We start from the raw sequence: 19,547 nt of genomic DNA, 5'->3' as shown, positions 1-19,547 counted from the left end.
GTATAGATGATCGAGCGCGAGCAAGGCGTCGCGCCGCAATACTGGACCACCTGGGCATTCTTCACCTGGCGGGCCTCGCATTCGCCGCGGATCTGGCGCACCGCCTCGATATTGAGGGCCCAGCCCTGCATGTAGGAATTGGAGAGATGGCCACCATCGGTGTTGGTTGGCAGCTTGCCACCCAGCTTGAGCGTGCCGCCTTCCACAAAGCTGCCGGACTCGCCCTGCTTGCAAAACCCAAGGCCTTCGAGGCTGAACAGCACCGTCGGGCTGAAATTGTCATAGCACATCAGCGCATCGACATCGGAGGGCCCAACGCCCGCCATGCCATAGGCCTGGGAGGCGACGTCACGCATTTCGTCATACCAGAAGTTCAGATCGAAATTGCCGATGGAACTGGTGGTATAGGCCTCGCGGGCACCGATGCCGGAGATCATCACCGGCTTCTTCTTCAGGTCCCGCGCCCGCTCCTTGGTGGTCATGATGATGCACACGGCACCATCATTGATCAGGCAGTAGTCGAGCAGCCGCAGCGGCTCGGTGATCGGCCGCGCCGCCTCGTGATCATCGATCGTGATCGGCTGCTTCATCACCGCGGCCGGGTTCAGGCAGGCATGGTGGCGAAACGCCACCGAGACTTCGGCCAATTGCCGCGTGGTGGTGCCATAGAGCGCGCTGTGGCGCTGGAACATCATCGCATGCGCCGCACCTGGGGAGGTGAAGCCCCAGGGGTCCCACACGCCGGGGCTTTCCTCGCCACCATAATTCACCCGGCGCGAGCGGCCGATATTGGCATAGATCAGCGCCGCGTAATCGCACAGCCCAGCCTCGAGCGCGGCCGCGGCCTCAATGATCGCCATGCCCGACATGCGGCCATGCGGCGGCATCTGGATGGTCCAGCGCGGGTTCAGCCCCAGGATTTCACCCATCCGGGCATATTGCGGCACGCGGCAGACCAGCAGGCCGTCGATCTTGTCCTTCTCAATGCCGCAATCTTCAACGGCATTGCGGAAGGCGCGGGCGCCAAGCCCGTAATCATCAATCTCGGGAAAATTGCCATAGGGCGTATTGCCGACACCCACGATCGCGATGCGATCCTTCAGGGCATGAAAACTATTCACCGGCGCGAACCTCCGGTGAGCGGCATGCATGGGACGGGCGCGACCCGCCCGCGGGACTGATGGCCATTTTTCGTTTCCTCACCCTGCATCCACCCAAGACGTGGATGGATTTTTGACTCTCAGCGATGCGCGAAAGCGCTTTCATCGGGCAGTGTAGGCAGGGATTTCTGGGCTGCCTAGAGCCTCAAACTGCGAGACTGCAAAGCCGTGCCAGGGCTCAGCAGCCCTTCTTTTAACCAGTGGCCAATAACGCAAGGATGGTTCAGCATCCGGCAAAACAACACCGTCCAAGGACAAAGCCATGTTCAACCGCCGCACGGCCCTCGCCTTGCCCGCCATTGCGCTGGCGCGCCCAGCTTCCGCCCAGGCTGCCTGGCCCAACCGGCCATTGCGCATGGTCATCCCCTGGCCGCCCGGCCAAGCCACCGACCTGATAGGCCGGCTCATCGCGCAGCATCTGGGCGAACGCCTGGGCCAAACCGTGGTCCCGGAGAACCGCCCTGGCGCCGGCGGCACGATCGGGGCCGATGCCGTCGCGAAGTCCCCTGGCGATGGCTATACCCTGCTCTCCGCCTCGGGCGGGCCAATCACCTTCGTGCCCATGGTCCAGCGCACGCCCTATGACCCGGAGCGTGATTTCACCCCCATCCTGGGCCTTGGCATCTCGCCCTATATTCTCGCGGTGCGCAGCCAGTTCCCCGCCGCCAATGCGCGCGAATTCGTGGACCTTCTGCGGGCCAATCCGGGAAAATATAGCTTCGCCTCCTCTGGCGTGGGCGGCTCACAGCATTTGGTGACAGCGGTGTTCAATGCCCGCGCCGAGCTGGACACGCTGCATGTCCCCTTCCAGGGCAGCACCGCCGCCATGGCCGCGCTGATGAGCGGCACGGTTGATTATGCCATAGAAACCCCGGCCGGCGCCTGGTCGCTGGTGCGCCAGGGCGCGCTGCGTGCTTTGGGGCATAGCCTACCGCGCCTCACCAATTTGCTACCCGGCCTGCCCACCCTGGCCGAGGCGGCCGGGCTGCCTGGCTATGGCATTGGCGGCTGGAACGGCATAATGGGGCCAGCCAATATCCCCGCCCCCATCGTGGAGCGGCTGGTCACGGAGCTCACCGCAATCCTGGCCATGCCCGCGGTGCGCGAAAAGCTGGAACAGATTGGCCTGGAACCCGAGCCGCGCGGGCCCGATGCCTTCGCCGCCCTGCTGCGCGAGCAGCGCGACGTCATTCTGCCGCTGATCCGCAGGCTCGGTATTCGGGCCGAATAGGCCCGCCGCGCATCAAGGCACCGCCTTGGCCAATTCCTCCAGCCAGGCATCGGCCAGCGAATCCGAGGGTGCGCGCCAATCGCCGCGCGGGCTCAGCGAGCCGCCGGAAGAAATCTTCGGCCCATTCGGCACCGCGCTGCGCTTGAACTGGCTGGTGGCAAAAAACCGCCGCAGGAACACCGCCAGCCATTTTTTGATCTCCGGCAGCGCATAGGCGTTCTGCTCGGTGACCCCGGGGGGCCATTCGCCACGCTCGCGTTCCCCCCAGGCGCTCAGCGCCAGAAACGCCACCTTGGAGGGCCGAAAGCCCCAGCGCAGCGTGTAGAAGAGGTGAAAATCCTGCAGCTCATAAGGCCCAATAACGGCTTGGGTGCTTTGCACCGCACCCGTCACCGCATCGGGCGGCACCAGTTCGGGGCTTATTTCGGTGGCCAGGATCTTTTCGAGTGCCGCCCCCACCGCGGCATCATATTGCGCGGTGGCGATGGCCCAACTAATCATGTGCTGAATCAGCGTCTTGGGCAGAGATGCATTCACGTTGTAATGCGACATATGGTCGCCCACGCCATAGGTGCACCAGCCCAGCGCCGCCTCTGACAAATCACCCGTGCCCACCACCAAGCCGCCGGAGTGATTGGCCAGACGGAACAGATAATCCGTCCGCAGCCCGGCCTGCACATTCTCAAAGGTCACGTCATAAACCGGCGGGCCGGGATGGCCGAGATCTGACAGCATTTGCGTGCAGAGCGGGCGAATATCCACCTCCCGCGCATCCACGCCCAGGCCGCGCATCAGTGCCCAGGCGCTGGATTTAGTCCCCTCAGAGGTAGCGAAGCCCGGCATGGTCACGCCGATGATGTTGTGTCGCGGCAGGCCCAGCCGATCCATGGTGCGCGCCGCCACGATGAGCGCCTGGGTCGAATCAAGCCCACCGGAGACGCCGATGACCAGCTTCTGCAACCCCGTCGCTCGCAGCCGGGTCAGCAGGCCGGCCACCTGAATATTCCAGGTCTCGAAGCAATCCTGGTCCAGCCGCGCTGGGGCATCTGGCACATAAGGAAAGCGCGGGATGAGGCGGCGCAGTGGCAATTCCTCCGCCGGCGGGTCGAGGGTGAATTCGACGGTGCGAAAGGCAGCCGGCGCGGCCATGGCGCCATCGCGAAAGGTGCCCACACGCCTGCGCTCCTGCGCCAGACGCTCGACATCAATATCCACGCTCAGCATCTGCGGGCCATCGGCAAAGCGGCTGCTCTGGCCTAATTCTTCACCATATTCAAAGGCTTGCAGATGGCCATCCCAGGCCAGATCGGTGGTGGATTCGCCCTGCCCTGCGGCGGTGTAGAGATAGGCGGCGATGGCCCGGCGGGATTGTGCATCACAGAGCACCCGCCGGTCCTCGCCCTTGGCCACCGTGATGGGCGAGCCTGACATGTTGCACAGCACCGTGGCCCCGGCCAAAGCGCCGGCGATGGAGGGCGGCACCGGCGCCCAGAGATCCTCGCAGATCTCCACATGGGCAATGAAATCAGCCACATCACTCGCAGCAAAAATAAGATCAGTGCCGAAAGGCGCCGTATGACCAGCCAGCCTGATCTCCCGCGCCGGGGCGGCGGCGGCAGGGGCGATCTGCCGCTTTTCGTAGAATTCCCGGTAATTCGGCAGGAAGGATTTGGGCACCACCCCCAGCACCCGGCCCCGATGCAGCACCACGGCGCAGTTGAACACCGAATGCCCCAGCCGCAGCGGCGCGCCCAGCATGATCAAGGGCCGCAGATCGGCAGTGGCCTCCGCCACGCGGGCCACCGCCGCCTCCACCGCATCCAGCATGGCGGCCTGCAGCAGCAGATCCTCGGTGGAATAGCCGCAGAGGCCCATTTCGGGGAACAGCACCAGGCCCGCGCCATCACCCGCCGCCTCGCGCGCCATGGCGATGGTGGCCTCTGCATTGGCGCGCGGATGGGCCAGCGCCAGCACCGGGGCACACAGCGCCGCCCTGACAAAACCGTGGCGATAGAGCGAGTGGAAAGGGAGCATGCCGCTAGCCTAGAACCTTGGCGATCACGGCAACAGGCCCGCCGCCATCCGGCCCCTGATGCTCCGCGCCGCCGGAGACGAAAAGCTCCGTCCGCCCCACCGCCGCTGCGATCACCCCGCCCACCAAAGCGCGGGCGTGGCGGGTGGCGTTGATGTCGCTGTCATCATTCATGATGTGCCGGGCACCGCGGATGCGGCCGGTGGTGGAGGGCTCGGCCTTGGCCAGCACGGCCAGCACCCTTGCCTCATCCTCGGGCGAAAGTTGGCCCTGGGCGGCAAAGCCCGCATCGCGCAAAGCCGCCTGCACGGCCGGGAAATCAATACCATCACGCATCACCGCGTGGGAAATACGCAAATCCCCGCCCCAATGCGGCGAATTGCCCAGCACCAAAATCTCGTTGCAGAGCAATTCCACCCCGGCCGAGGCGCTGGCCACGCCGGAGAATTTGGCCGTGTCAGCACCGATATCGGCATCCGTCACGCTCGCCACCTCGCCCAGGGCCAGCGCCACGCCGAGCGCCGAAGCGCCGCGCGAGAGGCCCATGGAATGATAGGTGTCATGCGTCGCCACCGTCTCGCCACGGGCCAGGGCATCGGCGATGCGCTCGGAGGTCAACAGCGGGCATTTGACCTGGACGTAATGCACCTCGGTGATGCCAGCCTCGGCAATGGCGGCACGGACGGCCTGGGCGGTCGCCTCCACCTGCGCCATGCGGCCCATCTCCTCGGGCCGGAATTCACGGGTAAAACCCGCGCCCATGGCCAGGCGCCCACCCGGCGCCGCCGGCCCCTCGCCCACCGCAAACACCAGAAAATGCGGCGAAAGCCCACCCTCGGTGCCCCCAGACATCACCATGGCCACATCCGGCCGGCCGCCGCGCCGCGCCAGCATGTGCTGCAGCGCCTGCACCGCATAGGCGCGGGTGAAATCATTCACGCAGCCATTGCCCTCGGTCTTGCCAAGGATGGCCACGACCTGACCCGGCGGCAGGCCAGCATCGAAGAGCGCCTCGACGCCGGAGACGTCGCCTGGGTGGCGCATGGGAACACGGTGGAGGATGGCTTGTCTCATCGCCCTGTTATGTCAGAGGTGACTGCCGCCGCAAATCATCAGTTGGAACCAGCCAGCATGGCGGCTCTGCCCCCTCGGCATTGCCCCCAGCGCCCCCCGCCGCTAGACAAACCGCACGTCCCAGCGAGAACCGATTTTGGCCAGCACCGCACCCATCTCCGATTCCAACCCCGCCCTGGCCGCCCAGGCCGCGCTACTCGCGCTGCCGGTGACCGAGGAGAGACGGATGGCCGATGCCATCCGGGTCCTGGCCATGGATGCGGTGCAGAAGGCCAATTCCGGCCATCCGGGCATGCCGATGGGCATGGCCGATGCCGCCACCGCGCTCTGGTCACGCATGCTGAAATACGATGCGGCCGACCCCACCTGGCCGGATCGCGACCGTTTCGTGCTTTCGGCCGGGCATGGCTCCATGCTGCTCTATGCCCTGCTGCACCTGAGCGGGCATGCCGGCATGTCGATGGACGACATCCGCAATTTTCGCCAGCTCCACAGCGTGACCGCCGGCCACCCCGAGCGTGGCGAGCATCCCGCGATTGAAATGACCACGGGGCCGCTGGGCCAGGGAATTTCCACCGCCGTGGGCATGGCCCTGGCCGAGCGGCATCTGGCGGCACGCTTCGGCAAATCCCTGGTCGATCATCGCACCTGGGTCATCGCCTCCGATGGTGACCTGCAGGAGGGGATTTCGCACGAGGCCGCCTCGCTGGCCGGCCATTACCGCCTCGATAAGCTCTGCGTCCTTTGGGATGATAACGGCATTTCCATCGACGGCGGCACCGAGCTGTCATTCACGGAAGACGTGCTGAAGCGCTTCCAGGCCTATGGCTGGGCGGTGAAGCGGGTGAATGGCCACAGCCCCTCGGCACTGCTGGGCGCCATGGGTTATGCGCTGCGCAGCCGTAAACCAACGCTGATCGCCTGCCGCACCATCATCGGTTTTGCTGCCCCCAAGAAGGCCGGCACGGCGGGCAGCCACGGCGCGCCCCTGGGGGCCGAGGAAATCGCCGGCGCGCGCGCGGCCATGGGTTGGAACCACCCGCCCTTCGACATCCCTGAAGACATCAAGGCCGCCTGGGAAAAGGCCGGCAGCCGGGGCGGCGGCGCACGCCGCTCCTGGCTTAAACGCCTGGCCCGCCACCCGCAAAAGGCCGAATTCGAACGCGCCATGGCCGGGCGCCTGCCCGAGGGCTGGGCCGATGCGCTCAACGCCCATCGCGCTGCGATTGCCGAGAGCAAACCCAAAATCGGCACCCGCATCGCCAGCCAGCAGGCGCTGAACGCGCTGGTGCCCTCGGTGCCCGAAATGATCGGCGGGTCGGCCGACCTCACTGGTTCGAACAACACCGATGTGAAGGGCATCCCGGCCATGCGCCCGGGCGATTATGCCGGGCGCTACATCCATTGGGGCGTGCGCGAACATGGCATGGCCGCCGCGATGAACGGCATGGCGCTGCATGGCGGCATCATTCCCTATTCCGGCACTTTTTTGATTTTCGCCGATTACCTGCGGCCATCCCTGCGGCTCGCCGCGCTGATGGGCACGCGCGCCATCCATGTGCTGACGCATGACAGCATCGGGCTGGGCGAGGATGGGCCGACGCATCAGCCGGTCGAAATCCTGGCCTCGCTGCGCTGCATGCCCAATACCTTCCTCTTCCGCCCGGCGGATGCGATGGAAACGGCGGAATGCTGGGAGATGGCGCTGCGCCGCGCCGATGGCCCCTCAGTGCTGGCGCTGAGCCGGCAGGCCCTGCCTGCGCTGCGCAGCGATGCCGGCGAGAATCGTTCTGCCCGCGGCGGCTATGTGATCGCCGAAGCGGATGGCGCCCGCCAGGCCACGCTGATCGCCACCGGCAGCGAGGTCTCGCTGGCGATAACAGCCCAGGCGCTGCTGCGCGAGGAGGGCATCGCTGTCGCCGTTGTGTCATTGCCCTGCTGGGAGCTTTTCGCCCAACAAAGCGCCGAATATCAGGCCGAAACCCTGGGCGCCGCGCCGCGCGTGGGCATAGAGGCCGCGGTGCGCTTCGGCTGGGACAGCCTGATCGGCGCCGATGGGATCTTCATTGGCATGACCGGCTTCGGCGCCTCCGCCCCGGCCGATAAGCTGTTCGAGCATTTTGGCATCACGCCCGCAGCGGTGGTTGCGGCGGTCAAAAAACGAGTGGCGTGAATGCGTGCGATCCTGGTTTTGGCCTGCCTCGCCCTGCCCGCCTGGGCGCAGGCTTTGAACCCGCAGACCATCATCCGCCTCGCAAGTGAGGCGAATGGTCGCTGCCGCGGCGGCTCAGGCGACCAGCAGCCGACATGGCAGGCCTGTGGCGAGCGCGCCGCCTATGGTAACATTCTGGAAATGCTAAATTGGTGTTATGGCCGCAATAATGAGGCTGGATACCAGATGAATTGGCATGCTTGCGGGCCTAGCTCGCTGCACCGACACATTCCGCGACAAAAGGGGTAAGGCTATGAGCGTGAAAATTGGCATCAACGGCTTCGGGCGCATCGGCCGCCTGGTGTTGCGTGCGATGATCGAGAGCGGGCGCACCGATGTGGAATGCGTCGCCATCAATGATCTGGGCTCGGTCGAGGCCAATGCCCATTTGTTCAAGTATGACACCGTGCATGGCCGCTTCGATGGCGAGGTGACGGTGGATGGCCAGGCCATCACCATCAAGCGCCATGGCCGCATTTATGGCCCCATCGTGGTTAGCGCCGAGCGTGACCCGGCCAAGGTGCCCTTCCAGGGCGTTGATGTCGCCATGGAATGCACCGGCATCTTCACCAGCAAGGAAAAGGCCTCGGCCCTCATCACTGCCGGTGCGCGCAAGGTGATCATCTCGGCACCGGGTGACAATGCCGATGCCACCATCGTCTATGGCGTGAATGAGAAGACGCTGACCGCCGATATGACGGTCATCTCCAATGCCAGCTGCACCACCAATTGCCTCGCCCCCATGGCCTATATCCTGAACAAGGAATTCGGCATTGAGCGCGGCTATATGGTCACCATCCACGCCTATACCGGTGACCAGAACACGGTGGACACACTGCATAAGGACCTGCGCCGCGCCCGCGCGGCAGCCGTGAGCATGATCCCGACCAGCACCGGTGCTGCCAAGGCCGTGGGCCTGGTGCTGCCCGCCCTGGCCGGCAAGCTGGATGGCACGGCCATTCGCGTGCCCACCCCCAATGTCTCGCTGGTGTCGCTGGATGTGAACCTCAAGACCGCGGGCGTGACCAAGGAGCAGGTGAATGCAGCGCTGAAGAAGGCCTCGGAAGGCGAGCTGAAGGGCATTCTCGACTATACGACCGAGCAGCTGGTCAGCATCGACTTCAACACCAACCCCGCCAGCTGCACCTTCGACGCCACCCAGACCCAAAGCCTGGACAATGGTGGCATGGTCCGCGTGATGGGTTGGTACGATAATGAGTGGGGCTTCTCCAACCGGATGAGCGACACTGCGGCGCTGTTCGGCAAGCTCTAAACCGGCGGCAAGAGGCGCTTTTCCATCGCGCAAAACTTGGGCGCTGCATGGCCGGGTTGGGCATGCAGCGCGGCGGCCGCGAGATAGGTGACGCGTGGTCAGGGCATTACAACGGGATAACCCAAGCCCAGCGCTGCAGGAACGCTCCGCCTATACTTTCAGATCGAGCAAGGAGCCCCGCGGCAATGGCCGATCGGGCATGGGCGGCACGCTGCCCAAGAGGCGCTGCGGGGTGGATGCCTCCTTGGCCGACGCATCACCGGCACCCGCCCCTTCGACAGGCTTGCCATTGACGGGCTGCACCGGCCGGGGCGCGTCCACGCCCTGGCCAGGTCGGATACGGGAGGCCTCCTGCGAGAAGGCCGAAAGGCTGCTGAGCGAAATCATGTCTACACTTATCCTCGAAAAGCCTCACCAAAAGATGAATCGGCCAAAAACGGCTTCCCACCGCAGCAACACAGCCCCGCGGCGGCCCAAAACAGCCTGAGGCTGCTTTCAGCAGCCTTCGCGGCGAGTTTATTCGCCAAATGTCCAATTTGTGATTGGCTTCGCAAAGCCACCCATTCGTGATTGGTTGCGCCGCACAAACTCATTGCTACGGAGCCGGCGTTTCATGGAGACACCCATCCCCACCGGCCACGGCCATACCCGGGTGATCATCGAGCGCGCTTTGGCGCTGAGCTTGGTTGCCCTGCTGGTCATTGGCGTCCTGTGGGTGCTCCAGCCCTTTGCCATGGCCATCCTGTTCGGCGCCTTCGTCACCATTGCCACCTGGCCGCTGCGCCAGGCCGTGGTGCGTGCGGGGCTCAGCCCGGCACAGGCGGCCACGGGGATGCTGCTGCTGGTGCTGCTGGTGGTGGCGCTGCCTGTCATCCTCTTCGCGCCCATCTTGCCCGAACAGATCGCCAGCCTCTCCCAGCGCTTGCGCGCGACATTGGCCCAGGCGCCCGCCGACCCGCCATCGCTGCTGACCTCCATTCCGGTGGTGAAGGGCTATGTGCAGGAATATTGGCCGCGCCTGCAGGCGGCGCAGGGCGATATCAGCGCCTTGATCGCGCCCTGGTCGGGCCAGATCACCCGCTTGCTGGTCAATCTGGGCCAGGGGCTGGTGGAGAGCGTGCTGCAGATCCTGCTCTCGCTCATCGTCACCGCCATGTTCTGGGCCAATGGCAGCGAGATGGCGCATGCCCTGCGCGACATATTCGGCCGCATCGGCGGCCCAGCAGCAGCGGCGATGGTGGACGAGGCGGGCGGTGCGGTGCGCGGCGTCGCCTGGGGCGTGATCGGCACGGCCTTGCTGCAGGCGGTCATTTTAGGGCTAGGGCTGGCGATTGCCGGGGTCCCTGGAGCGTTGGTGCTGGCCTTTCTGACCTTCGTCTTCTCCGTCACGCAGATTCTGGCCCCCGCCATGATCCCGATCTGGGCGGGTTCCGCCTGGTGGTTGTTCGGGCAGGATCATTCGGTCTGGGCGATTTTCATGATCGTTGTGGGCATTACGGTGTCCTTCGGCGATAATATTGTCCGCCCGCTGCTGATCAGCCGTGGCAGCGCCATGCCACTCACGCTCATCATCCTGGGCGTGTTCGGGGGGATCATCGCCTTCGGCTTCTTGGGACTTTTCGTCGGGCCCGCTCTGTTGGCGGTGGGCTATGGGCTGCTCAAGATGTGGCGCGAGCAGGGCCTGGGCGAAGCGCCCTAACCAGGCGGCGGGCGCAAGGCCTGGGCGGCGACAGCCCGCAGGGCCCGCAGCGCAGCCTGGCTGCGCAGGCCCATGCGAACCACCCCCGGCAAATCCCCTGGCCGGCGCAGCAGGGCGCGCATCACCCGCCAGGGCGCAGGGTTGCCGGCCTCGTCCAAACCCTCGGCCGCAGCCGGGGGCAAGGTTTCATCGGCGGTATCGGCCACGGCGCGCAGCACGGCAAAGGGTATGCCAGAGCGGGCAATGACCGCAGTTTCCATATCCACGGCGGAGGCGCCGGTATCCCTATGGAGTGCCGCCTTCTCCTCTGGGGTGGCGATCACCCGCTCGGCACCGGCCATATCGACCATGGCAGCGCCGGTGGCGGCAGCCAAAGCGGCGCTCCAACCGGCATGGGCGGGCCAGCGCGCCTCAGCCACCACCGCGCGCGCCACAAGCAGCGCACCCGGCCGCAGCGCCGGGTCCAGGCCGCCGGCAATGCCAAAGCTCAGCACCGCCGAGGGACGCAATTCAGCCAGAGCAGCGGCGAGTTTCTGAGGATTTGCCGCCGCGTTCAGCACAGCGGTGCCCGGCGGCAACAACGCCGCCTCGGCCGAAAAACCCACCACCACCAACAGGCTCACGGGTTGGGCGCCAAGTCCTTCCAGGGCGCCGCACGCTCATAGCCGGCGGCGGCCTGCAGCAGCAGCGCCTCCTCGAAGGCCGGCGCCACCAATTGCAGGCTCAGCGGCAGGCCGGTGCTGTGCAGCCCGTTCATGATCGTCACTGCCGGGTGGCCGGTGACATTGAACGGGGTGCGCGCCTGGCGGGGATAGGTGCGCTCCACCGTTGGCGTGTCGTCGATCCGGCAGGCAGGGTCCATGCTGCTGGCAGTGAGCAGCAGGTCCACCTGGGTGAAGGCCTCCTGCACGGCGGCGACCATCTCGCCCCGGCGGCGCTGCGCCTGCACATAGTCGGCCGCCGAGACGAATTGGCTCGGCAGCAGGCGGCGACGGGTGACGCCGGCGTATTTTTCCGGGCTGTTCTTCAGCCAATGCTCATGGATGGCCCCGGCCTCGCCATAGAGGATGGTGCGGTTCACCGCGGCGAATTGTTGCAGCGGCGGCAGGCTGATGTCGGTAATGATCGCACCCTCGGCGACCATCACGCGCGCCGCCTCATCCAGCGCAGCCGCCATTTCCGGGTCGGCCGGCTGGTCGATTTCGTGGAAGTGGCGGACATAGCCGATGCGCAGGCCCTTCAGCCCCTTGGTCAGACCGCCAGCGAAGTCACCACCGGCCATCACGCCCAGCATCAGCGCGCAATCTTCCACCGTGCGGGTCAGCGGCCCGACATGGTCAAGCGAAAAGGCCAGCGGAAACACCCCGTCGCGCGGCACCAGATTATAGGTCGGCTTGAGGCCGACCAGCCCGCAATGGCTGGCGGGATGGCGCACCGAGCCGCCAGTATCCGTCCCTAGCGCCCCAGGCAGCATGCGCGCCGCCACCGCCGCACCCGAGCCGGAGGAAGACCCACCCGGATGATGGTCACGGTTCCACGGGTTGCGCGCCGGCGGAAAGGGCAGGTCGAAGGCCGGGCCGCCAATGGCGAATTCATGCGTGGCAAGTTTGGCCGGAAACACCGCGCCGGCCGCACGCAGCCGGGTGATCACCGCCGCATCCGCCGTGGCCATATGGTCCAGCCGCTGGGCGGAATGGCAGGTGCTGGGCAGGCCGGCGATGTCGATGATGTCCTTCACCCCGATGGGGATGCCATGCAGCGGGCCGCGCGGGGCCTCATTGTCGAGCGCGCGGGCGACGGCGCGGGCATCATCCTCCATCAGGCGGATGCAGGCATTCAGCCGCGGCTCGACCTCGGCGATGCGGGCCAGGCAATCATCCAGCAATTCGCTGGGTGAGAGGGTCTTGGCGGCGATGCGGCGGCTGGCCTCGGCCAGGGAGAGGCTATGCGCGCTCATCGGCGGGGCGCCAGGCTATAGGCCGGCACCGGTTCCACTGCGGCATTTGTCGCGCGGGGCAGATTGGCCTTATGCGCGGCAAGGGTGGCCAGGGCATCGAGCACATCGGCGCGATGATTCGCCCAGGCCTTTTCAAGGCCGGCGGCGATAGCGAGGGTTTCTGCGGTTTTTTCATCCATGGCCGAAGCCTAGAGCATGATGCGTTGCGGCGGAATCGCCGAAAACGCTGAATCATCGTCTCGGCCTGCTCCAGCACCGCAGCAAGGGCGCCGCCATGGCGCAAATGCATATCTCACAGGGCAGGCAGCGCCAGGTAAAGCCCCGCGCCGTTGCGCAGCACCCGCAACACGGTGGCATTCGGCCAGGCCTGCCGCATCAGCGCCAGCGCCGAGGCAGGGTCCACCACCTCATGCCCGCCAATGCTCACCAGCACATCGCCCTGCTGCACACCCGCCAGGGCAGCGCCGCCATTGGGCGCCACCGCAGTGATAACTGCGCCGCGTGCCTCTCGCGGGATGCGGCCCTCGCGCCGGAGGGCATCTGTCAGCGCCGTCAAGGTCATCCCAAAGCGCGGGCCGCGGCCCTCGGGCAGCGCGGGCGGGCGGTTGGCCGTCTCCGGGCCGGGAATGATCCGAGCGAGCATGTATTGGCTGGCGCCATCGCGCTGCACCGTCAGCGAAAGCACGGCATCGGGCCGGCTTCGCGCCACTATGCGCGCCAGCGCCCTCGCATCGGCCACCGGCGCACCATCGGCCGCCGTCACCACATCGCCCGGCTGCAGCCCGGCGCGGGCGGCGGGGCCGCGCGGCACCACATCATCGATCAGCGCGCCGGCTACGCCCGGCATGCCCAGCGCCGCGGCCAGGGCCGGTGTGAGCGGCTGCGAGGTGGCGCCGAGGAAACCGCGCTCCACCCGGCCATTGGCCAGCAAGGCCGCCACCACCTCTCGTACCAAATCTGCCGGAATGGCAAAGCCGATCCCCACACTGCCGCCGCTGGGCGAATAGATCGCGCTATTGACCCCCACCACCCGGCCATCGGTGGCAAAGAGTGGCCCGCCGGAATTGCCGGTGTTGATCGCCGCATCGATCTGGATGAAATCGTCATAAGGCCCCTGGCCGATATTGCGGCCCCGGGCTGAGACGATGCCGGCAGTGACCGTGCCATCAAGGCCAAAGGGGTTGCCCATGGCCACCACCCAATCGCCCGGCCGCAGGGTTTCGGAAGCCCCCAGGCTGAGCCAGGGCAGCGGCGAGCCGGCATCGATGCGCAGCACCGCCAGATCAGTCCAAGGGTCGCTGCCGACCAGACGCGCCGGCAGATGCCGCCCATCATCCAGCGTGACCGAGACGGCCAGCGCGCCGCTCACCACATGATTGTTGGTGATGATGGTGCCCATGGCATCGATCAGAAAGCCTGAGCCCAGCGCCTGCACAGGCCGGGTCTGCCCCTCGCGCCGCAGCATGGGGCGCAGCTGCCGGGCGGGTGTCTGCTGCGCCGAGGCTTCGGCCGGCGCGGTGGCGGTGATGGTGACCACCGCCGGGCGCACCCGTGCCACCAGATCGGCGAAGCTGGGCAGGCCCGGCATGGGCGACGCAGTCACCGGAGGGATAATCGGCGCGCCTGGCTGCGCCTGCCCCATCGCGGCAGCAAGGCAGGTCACGAGCGCGATGATCAGGGAACGAGGCATCCTCATGGGTCCGGCTTCGCGCAGTGGCACCCAAATTGCAAGCACGATCGCCCAAGGCGCTCGCCAGCCCGCCGCGACGCCACCCGACCTCAAGCAGACGGATACCCCAATGACGCTTTCCCGCCGCGACATGCTGGCCGCCTCCGGCACCTCTGCCACCCTGCTGCCCAGCGCCGGTGCAATCGCCCCCGCCGCTGCCCAACAAGAGCGCGTGCTGCGCTATGCCACCTCCATGGCCGATATCCCGCAGACCACGGGCCAGCCAGACCGCGGCGCCGGCGCCTATCAGTTCACCGGCTACACGCTGTATGACCCGCTGGTGGCCTGGGAAATGGATGTCGCCGACCGGCCCGGCAAACTCGTGCCTGGCCTTGCCACCGAATGGACCGCCAACCCGGCTGACCGCACGAAATGGACCTTCAAACTGCGCTCGGGCGTCACCTTCCATGACGGCTCGCCCTTCAACGCCGATGCGGTGATCTGGAATTTCGAAAAAGTCCTCAACCCGCAGGCGCCGCATTTCGACAACCGCCAAGCCGCCCAGGTCCGCCCCCGCCTGCCCAGCGTTGCCAGCTATCGCAAACTGGATGACATGACTGTGGAAGTCACCACCCGCACGGTGGACAGTATTTTCCCTTATCAGATGCTGTGGTTCCTGATCTCATCGCCCGCGCAATATGAGCGCCTGGGCCGCAGTTGGGAGCGTTTTGCCAGCGAACCCTCCGGCACCGGCCCCTTCCGCCTGACGCGCCTCGTCCCGCGCGAGCGCGCCGAGATGGTGAAGAACACCAGCTACTGGAACCCCGCCCGCATGCCGAAGCTGGACCGGCTGATCCTGGTCGTGGCACCCGAGGAGACCACCCGCACCAACGCCCTGCTGACCAACCAGGTCGATCTGATCGAGTACCCCTCGCCCGATCTGGTGCCCAGGCTGCGCGCCGCCGGCAATCGGATCAGCGAGAACGTCACCCCGCATGTCTGGAACTATCACCTCAGCCTGCTCGAGGGGTCGCCCTGGCGGGACCTGCGGCTGCGCCAGGCCGCCAACCTCGCCATCAACCGCAACGAGATCGTGGCGCTGATGAACGGTCTGGCCAAACCCGCCACCGGCGTGGTGGATGCCACCTCGCCCTGGTACGGCAGCCCCAGCTTCCGCGTCACGCATGACCCTGACCGCGCGCGCCGCCTGGTGCAGGAGGCCGGCTTCTCCCGCGCCAACCCGCTGCGCACCAAGTTTCTCGTGCCCTCCGGCGGCTCAGGGCAGATGCTCTCCATGCCGATCAATGAATATATCCAATCCGCCTATCGCGAGATCGGCATCGACATCACCTTCCAGGTGGTGGAATTGGAGGTGAGCTACACCTCCTGGCGCCAGGGCGCGGCCGGCGAAATCGCTCGCCAAGGCAATATCACCGCCAATAACGTCGCCTATGTCACCTCCGACCCGCTCTACGCGCTGATCCGCTTCTTCCACTCCAACCAGATCGCCCCGCGCGGGGTGAACTGGTCACACTACCGCGACGAAACCATGGACAAGCTGATCGATGAGGCGATGAACACCTTCGACGATACCGCAGTGGACCGTCTCATGGCCCAGGTCCACCAGAAGGTAGTCGATGAGGCGCTGCTGGTCTTCGTGGTGCATGACACCAACCCGCGGGCGCTCGGCCGCAACGTGCGCGGCTATACCCAGGCGCAGCATTGGTTCCAGGATTTGACCACGCTGGCGTGAGGGGGCCAGCGCAGAGCGGAGAGAGGCTTTGTGCCCCTCCGGACCTCCCCCCAGCAAGGGCCGAAAGGCCTTTGGAAACCATGAGAAAGCCAGCTTGGGGGTCCCACAACCTGGCTTTTGCCCCGCGGTCAAGGGGCCCGCTGGCCCCTGGTGGGTGGGGGTATCGGGGGAGGGCAAAGCCCTCCCCCGGGCCACGCTCACCGTAGGATCAACAGCATACCGCCCACCGGCTGCCCCCGCTCTTCGCGCAAAATGACCGGGGTTTCGGACAGCACGGTAAAGCCCGCAGCCTCGGCCAATGCGCGGGCATGGGCTGGGGCATGGCGATAGCGCATGCCCTCGGCCAATTCGAAGGGTGCAATCTCGCCTGTCTCCAGGCTGAAGGCCGCCACGCCATTGGGGCGCAGCGCGGCGCGCATGGCGGCCAAAACCGGGGTCAGATCGCCCAGATAATTGAGCACATCGGCGGCGGCGATCAGGTCATAGCCGGCGCGGCGGGTTGGCAGGAAGGCCAGCAGGTCAGCCTCATGCAGCGCGGCGTAAATGCCGCGCGCCCGAGCGGCATCGAGCATGCGCGGTGAGAGGTCCACCCCCTCCAGCCGCCGCGCGAAGGGTTGGAGGGCAAGGCCGGAAAGACCGGTGCCGCAGCCCATATCCAGCACCGAGAGCGCCGCATTGGCCGGCAGCACGGCGCCTATCGCCTCCGCCAGCAAAGCCGGGGTGCGGTAGTGCAGCCTCCCTTCCAACTCGGCATCAAAACGCGGCGCGAATTGGTCGAAGAGCTTGCGCACATAGCCGGCTGGGGCGCGGGGTGGTGCCGCGCCCTCGCCCAGTGCGGCGAGCATGAAGCGGGCCTGCTCGACGGCTGCGCGGTCGCGCCCGGCGCAGGTCAGCGCTGCCGTGGCCGCCGCCCGCGCCCCCACCGGATCGCCGCAATCGGCATGCACATGGGCCAGGGCCAGCCAGACATCGGGGATATCGGGGGTGAGCCTGGCCGCGGTCAACAGCGGCTCCAGCGCCGCGCGCGCCTCGCCCTTTGCGGCCAGAGCCTGGCCCAGATTGCGCCAGGTCACCGCATCGGCCGGCGCCCGGGCGAGTGCGGCCTGCAGCACCGCGATGGCTTGGTCGAGCTGCCCGGCTTCGGCCAGGCCTGCGCCGTAATTGGCAAGAATCAGTGGCTTGTCAGGCGCCAGGGCCATGGCGCGGGCGGAAAGGGCCAGCCCCTCGGCCAGAGCGCCACGGCTTCGCATTGCCAGACCCAGCAGGTTCAGCGCATCGGGGTGGTTCGCATCCAACCGCAAGGCACGGCGATACAGGCTCTCCGCCTCCGCCAGCCTGCCGCTCCGGTGCCGGTCGGCGCCGCGCGCCACCAGATCATTCGCCTTGTCCATCATTGAAAGCCATGCGGCATCGCTCGCCGCTATGCAAGAGACTTCGCGCCCGCCGGCCTGTATGATGCTCCGATGCAGAAGCTCAACCACAATGGCCCCGATGTGGAGCGCGCACCGCGCCCGGAGCCTGCCGCCACCGGTGCCCAGATGAATGCATGTATGGCCCGCGCCATCGCATTGCAGCTGCGCCACAACACAAAGCGCTAGCCCCATGCCAGACGGCACCATTCTGCCCGAACCCCGCGTGGCATTGCCCGAGCCGCCACGCCGCCGCCGCTGGGTCAGCCCGCTGCTGCGCCGCATCCTGCTGCTCAACGCCCTCCCGCCGGCCCTGCTTGCCGCCGCCCTGCTCTATCTCGACCAGTATCAGAACGGCCTTCTGGCCGGTGATGTGGAAGCGATGCGCACCCAGGCGCGGATTTATGCCGGCGCCATCGGCGAGGCTGCAGTGCGCATCGAAAATGACCGTGTGGTGCTGGTGCCCGAGCTCGCCCGCCCACTGCTGCGCCGGCTGGTCGAACCCTCGCCCAATACCCAGGCGAGGCTGTTCGACATCACTGGCCTGGTCGTGGCCGATAGCCGCGTGCGAGAAGGTGCGGGGGGTGCGGTGGTGACCGAACCCCTGGCCCCCCCCGTCCCGCGCGGCGCCGTCTCCGAGCAATTGGCCGGGCTGTATGAGCGCCTGCTCGCGCTGCTGCCGCGCCAAGCTCGCACGCCGGTGGTGGTGGATATCGCCACCGACGCTGATAGTTTCGACTGGCAGCCCGCCCTGGGGCCGGACCGGCGGGAGGAGCTGCGCATGGCGCTCGAAGGCGGCGTCACCCCCTATATCCGCCGCACCCCCGATGGCCGGCTGCTGGTGAGCGTGGCAGAGCCTGCCCGGCGCGGCGGCCAGGCCGTGGGCATCATGCTTTTGACCCGTGAGGCGAGGGAGGTGGACCAAAGGCTGTTCGAAATCCGCGCCTCCGTTCTCGTGCTCTTCCTGCTGGCCTTGTTACTGACCACGCTGCTCTCGCTCTACCTCGCGCAGACCCTGGCCAATCCAATCCTGCAACTCGCCACCGCCGCGGCCAATATGCGCCAGGGCAAGGGCCGGGTGGGCAGCGTGCCGGAAAATCTGCTGGAACGGCAGGATGAGATCGGCATTCTGGCCCGCGACCTGCAAATGGCCGCCCGGGCGCTTTGGGCCCGGATCGACGCCAATGAGCGCTTCGCCGCTGATGTCGCGCATGAATTGAAGAACCCGCTGACCTCGGTGCGAAGCGCCATTGAAACCCTGCGCCGGGTGGAGGATTTCTCCGCCCAGAAGCGCCTTTTGGGTATCATCGGCAATGACGTGCTGCGGATGGACCGGCTGATCGGCGATATTTCCGACTCATCACGCGTTGATGCCGAACTCTCCCGCACCGTGGCTGAGCCTGTGGATGTGCAGCCCATCCTTGCCGTGCTGGCCGAGCTGCACAACACCACCCGCAACGCGGGAGAGCCGTTGATGGAGACCGAAATCCCCGATGGCCCGCTGGTGGCGCTGGGCGTTGAGGACCGGCTGGTGCAGGTCTTCCGCAACCTCATCGGCAATGCGATCTCCTTCAGCCCGCGCGATGGCCATGTCTGGCTGCGCGCCCGCAGCGCTGGGCCCGATATCGAGGTCGTGGTGGAGGATGAAGGGCCCGGCATTCCCGATGCCAAGCTGGAGGGCATCTTCGAGCGCTTCTACTCCGAACGCCCGCGCGGCGAACGCTTCGGCCAGCATTCAGGCCTGGGGCTTTCGATCAGCAAACAGATCGTGGAGGGGCTGCGCGGCAAGATCAGCGCGGAGAACCGGCGCGATGCCGAGGGGCGGGTGCTGGGGGCGCGGTTTGTGATGCGGGTGCCCCGGGCTTAGGTAGTTGGGAGGGCGCTACCCGGGCGCTGCCCTCCCGGAGTTTCTTTATCCGCCACCTTCGCCGCCCGAGCGATTGTGTCGGGCGCTGCCGCTGAAAGCTCAGGCTGGCCCATTACCAGCATCGCCGCGAACTTCCCCTCCACTGTAATCCCCGGTGGTGGCCTGCTGCCGGTTTGGTGGACACCGAGATAAGGTTTTCCAACCGTATCGG

Annotated in this window: 16 protein-coding genes; 7 read left to right on the top strand and 9 right to left on the bottom strand. The window is 66.5% G+C overall.

Annotated features, from left to right (window positions below; translation table 11 throughout):
• A partial coding sequence (locus ABWP84_RS14455) for a thiolase family protein (RefSeq protein WP_353212744.1) occupies positions 1-1,121 on the bottom strand: 1,121 nt, incomplete at its 3' end.
• A gap of 301 nt (positions 1,122-1,422) precedes the next feature.
• Between ABWP84_RS14455 and ABWP84_RS14450 the strand changes: the two genes are divergently transcribed.
• Positions 1,423-2,391 (top strand): tripartite tricarboxylate transporter substrate binding protein, encoded by a 969-nt coding sequence (locus ABWP84_RS14450; RefSeq protein ID WP_353212743.1) that lies wholly within the window; start codon positions 1,423-1,425, stop codon positions 2,389-2,391.
• Positions 2,392-2,403: 12 nt separating this feature from the next.
• Here the strand turns inward: ABWP84_RS14450 and ABWP84_RS14445 are convergent, their stop codons facing one another.
• Positions 2,404-4,425, bottom strand: coding sequence for an NAD(+) synthase (locus ABWP84_RS14445; protein WP_353212742.1), 2,022 nt, complete (start codon positions 4,423-4,425; stop codon positions 2,404-2,406).
• Between the two features lie 4 nt (positions 4,426-4,429).
• Positions 4,430-5,497 carry a ring-opening amidohydrolase gene (locus ABWP84_RS14440; protein ID WP_353212741.1) on the bottom strand — a complete coding sequence of 356 codons (1,068 nt, stop codon included), beginning with the start codon at positions 5,495-5,497 and terminating at the stop codon, positions 4,430-4,432.
• Between the two features lie 136 nt (positions 5,498-5,633).
• Here ABWP84_RS14440 and tkt point away from each other — a divergent pair, with 136 nt between their 5' ends.
• Positions 5,634-7,670, top strand: a complete 2,037-nt coding sequence (tkt, locus tag ABWP84_RS14435; RefSeq protein ID WP_353212740.1) for a transketolase — start codon at positions 5,634-5,636, stop codon at positions 7,668-7,670.
• Positions 7,671-7,962: 292 nt separating this feature from the next.
• Positions 7,963-8,982: a type I glyceraldehyde-3-phosphate dehydrogenase gene (gene gap, locus ABWP84_RS14430; protein ID WP_353212739.1), complete on the top strand. Its 1,020-nt coding sequence runs from the start codon at positions 7,963-7,965 to the stop codon at positions 8,980-8,982.
• A 150-nt stretch (positions 8,983-9,132) separates the two neighbouring features.
• Here the strand turns inward: gap and ABWP84_RS14425 are convergent, their stop codons facing one another.
• Positions 9,133-9,369, bottom strand: a complete 237-nt coding sequence (locus ABWP84_RS14425; RefSeq protein WP_353212738.1) for a hypothetical protein — start codon at positions 9,367-9,369, stop codon at positions 9,133-9,135.
• A gap of 226 nt (positions 9,370-9,595) precedes the next feature.
• Between ABWP84_RS14425 and ABWP84_RS14420 the strand changes: the two genes are divergently transcribed.
• Positions 9,596-10,681, top strand: a complete 1,086-nt coding sequence (locus tag ABWP84_RS14420; protein WP_353212737.1) for an AI-2E family transporter — start codon at positions 9,596-9,598, stop codon at positions 10,679-10,681.
• On the opposite strand, the gene ABWP84_RS14415 is transcribed toward ABWP84_RS14420, so the two are convergent.
• The 4 genes from ABWP84_RS14415 to ABWP84_RS14400 all read right to left on the bottom strand — a co-directional run bounded on the left by ABWP84_RS14415 (position 10,678) and on the right by ABWP84_RS14400 (position 14,334).
• Positions 10,678-11,304 carry a nucleoside phosphorylase gene (locus tag ABWP84_RS14415; protein WP_353212736.1) on the bottom strand — a complete coding sequence of 209 codons (627 nt, stop codon included), beginning with the start codon at positions 11,302-11,304 and terminating at the stop codon, positions 10,678-10,680. The genes ABWP84_RS14420 and ABWP84_RS14415 overlap by 4 nt on opposite strands.
• Positions 11,301-12,638 (bottom strand): amidase, encoded by a 1,338-nt coding sequence (locus ABWP84_RS14410; protein ID WP_353212735.1) that lies wholly within the window; start codon positions 12,636-12,638, stop codon positions 11,301-11,303. Before ABWP84_RS14410 ends, ABWP84_RS14415 begins: the two co-directional genes overlap by 4 nt.
• A complete protein-coding gene (locus ABWP84_RS14405; protein WP_353212734.1) occupies positions 12,635-12,817 on the bottom strand; it encodes a hypothetical protein in 183 nt (60 codons plus the stop codon). The genes ABWP84_RS14410 and ABWP84_RS14405 overlap by 4 nt, the downstream gene beginning before the upstream one ends.
• 113 nt (positions 12,818-12,930) lie before the next feature.
• Complete coding sequence (locus tag ABWP84_RS14400; protein WP_353212733.1) at positions 12,931-14,334, bottom strand: trypsin-like peptidase domain-containing protein; 1,404 nt, start codon at positions 14,332-14,334, stop codon at positions 12,931-12,933.
• 103 nt (positions 14,335-14,437) lie between these two features.
• Between ABWP84_RS14400 and ABWP84_RS14395 the strand changes: the two genes are divergently transcribed.
• Positions 14,438-16,060, top strand: a complete 1,623-nt coding sequence (locus tag ABWP84_RS14395; protein WP_353212732.1) for an ABC transporter substrate-binding protein — start codon at positions 14,438-14,440, stop codon at positions 16,058-16,060.
• 197 nt (positions 16,061-16,257) lie between these two features.
• Here ABWP84_RS14395 and ABWP84_RS14390 read toward each other — a convergent pair whose 3' ends face one another.
• Positions 16,258-17,454, bottom strand: a complete 1,197-nt coding sequence (locus ABWP84_RS14390) for a methyltransferase domain-containing protein (RefSeq protein WP_353212731.1) — start codon at positions 17,452-17,454, stop codon at positions 16,258-16,260.
• Positions 17,455-17,523: 69 nt separating this feature from the next.
• Here ABWP84_RS14390 and ABWP84_RS14385 point away from each other — a divergent pair, with 69 nt between their 5' ends.
• Together ABWP84_RS14385 and ABWP84_RS14380 are read left to right on the top strand one after the other, a co-directional pair.
• Positions 17,524-17,658 carry a hypothetical protein gene (locus ABWP84_RS14385; protein ID WP_353212730.1) on the top strand — a complete coding sequence of 45 codons (135 nt, stop codon included), beginning with the start codon at positions 17,524-17,526 and terminating at the stop codon, positions 17,656-17,658.
• 4 nt (positions 17,659-17,662) lie between these two features.
• Complete coding sequence (locus ABWP84_RS14380) at positions 17,663-19,336, top strand: stimulus-sensing domain-containing protein (RefSeq protein WP_353212729.1); 1,674 nt, start codon at positions 17,663-17,665, stop codon at positions 19,334-19,336.
• The last annotated feature ends 211 nt before the right edge of the window (positions 19,337-19,547 follow it).

It is taken from the genome of Rhodovarius sp., from assembly GCF_040399605.1.
Taxonomy (GTDB): Bacteria; Pseudomonadota; Alphaproteobacteria; order Acetobacterales; family Acetobacteraceae; genus Rhodovarius; species Rhodovarius crocodyli_A.
Note: the sequence above shows the minus strand (reverse complement) of the source record. Positions and strands in the feature narration are given on the sequence as shown.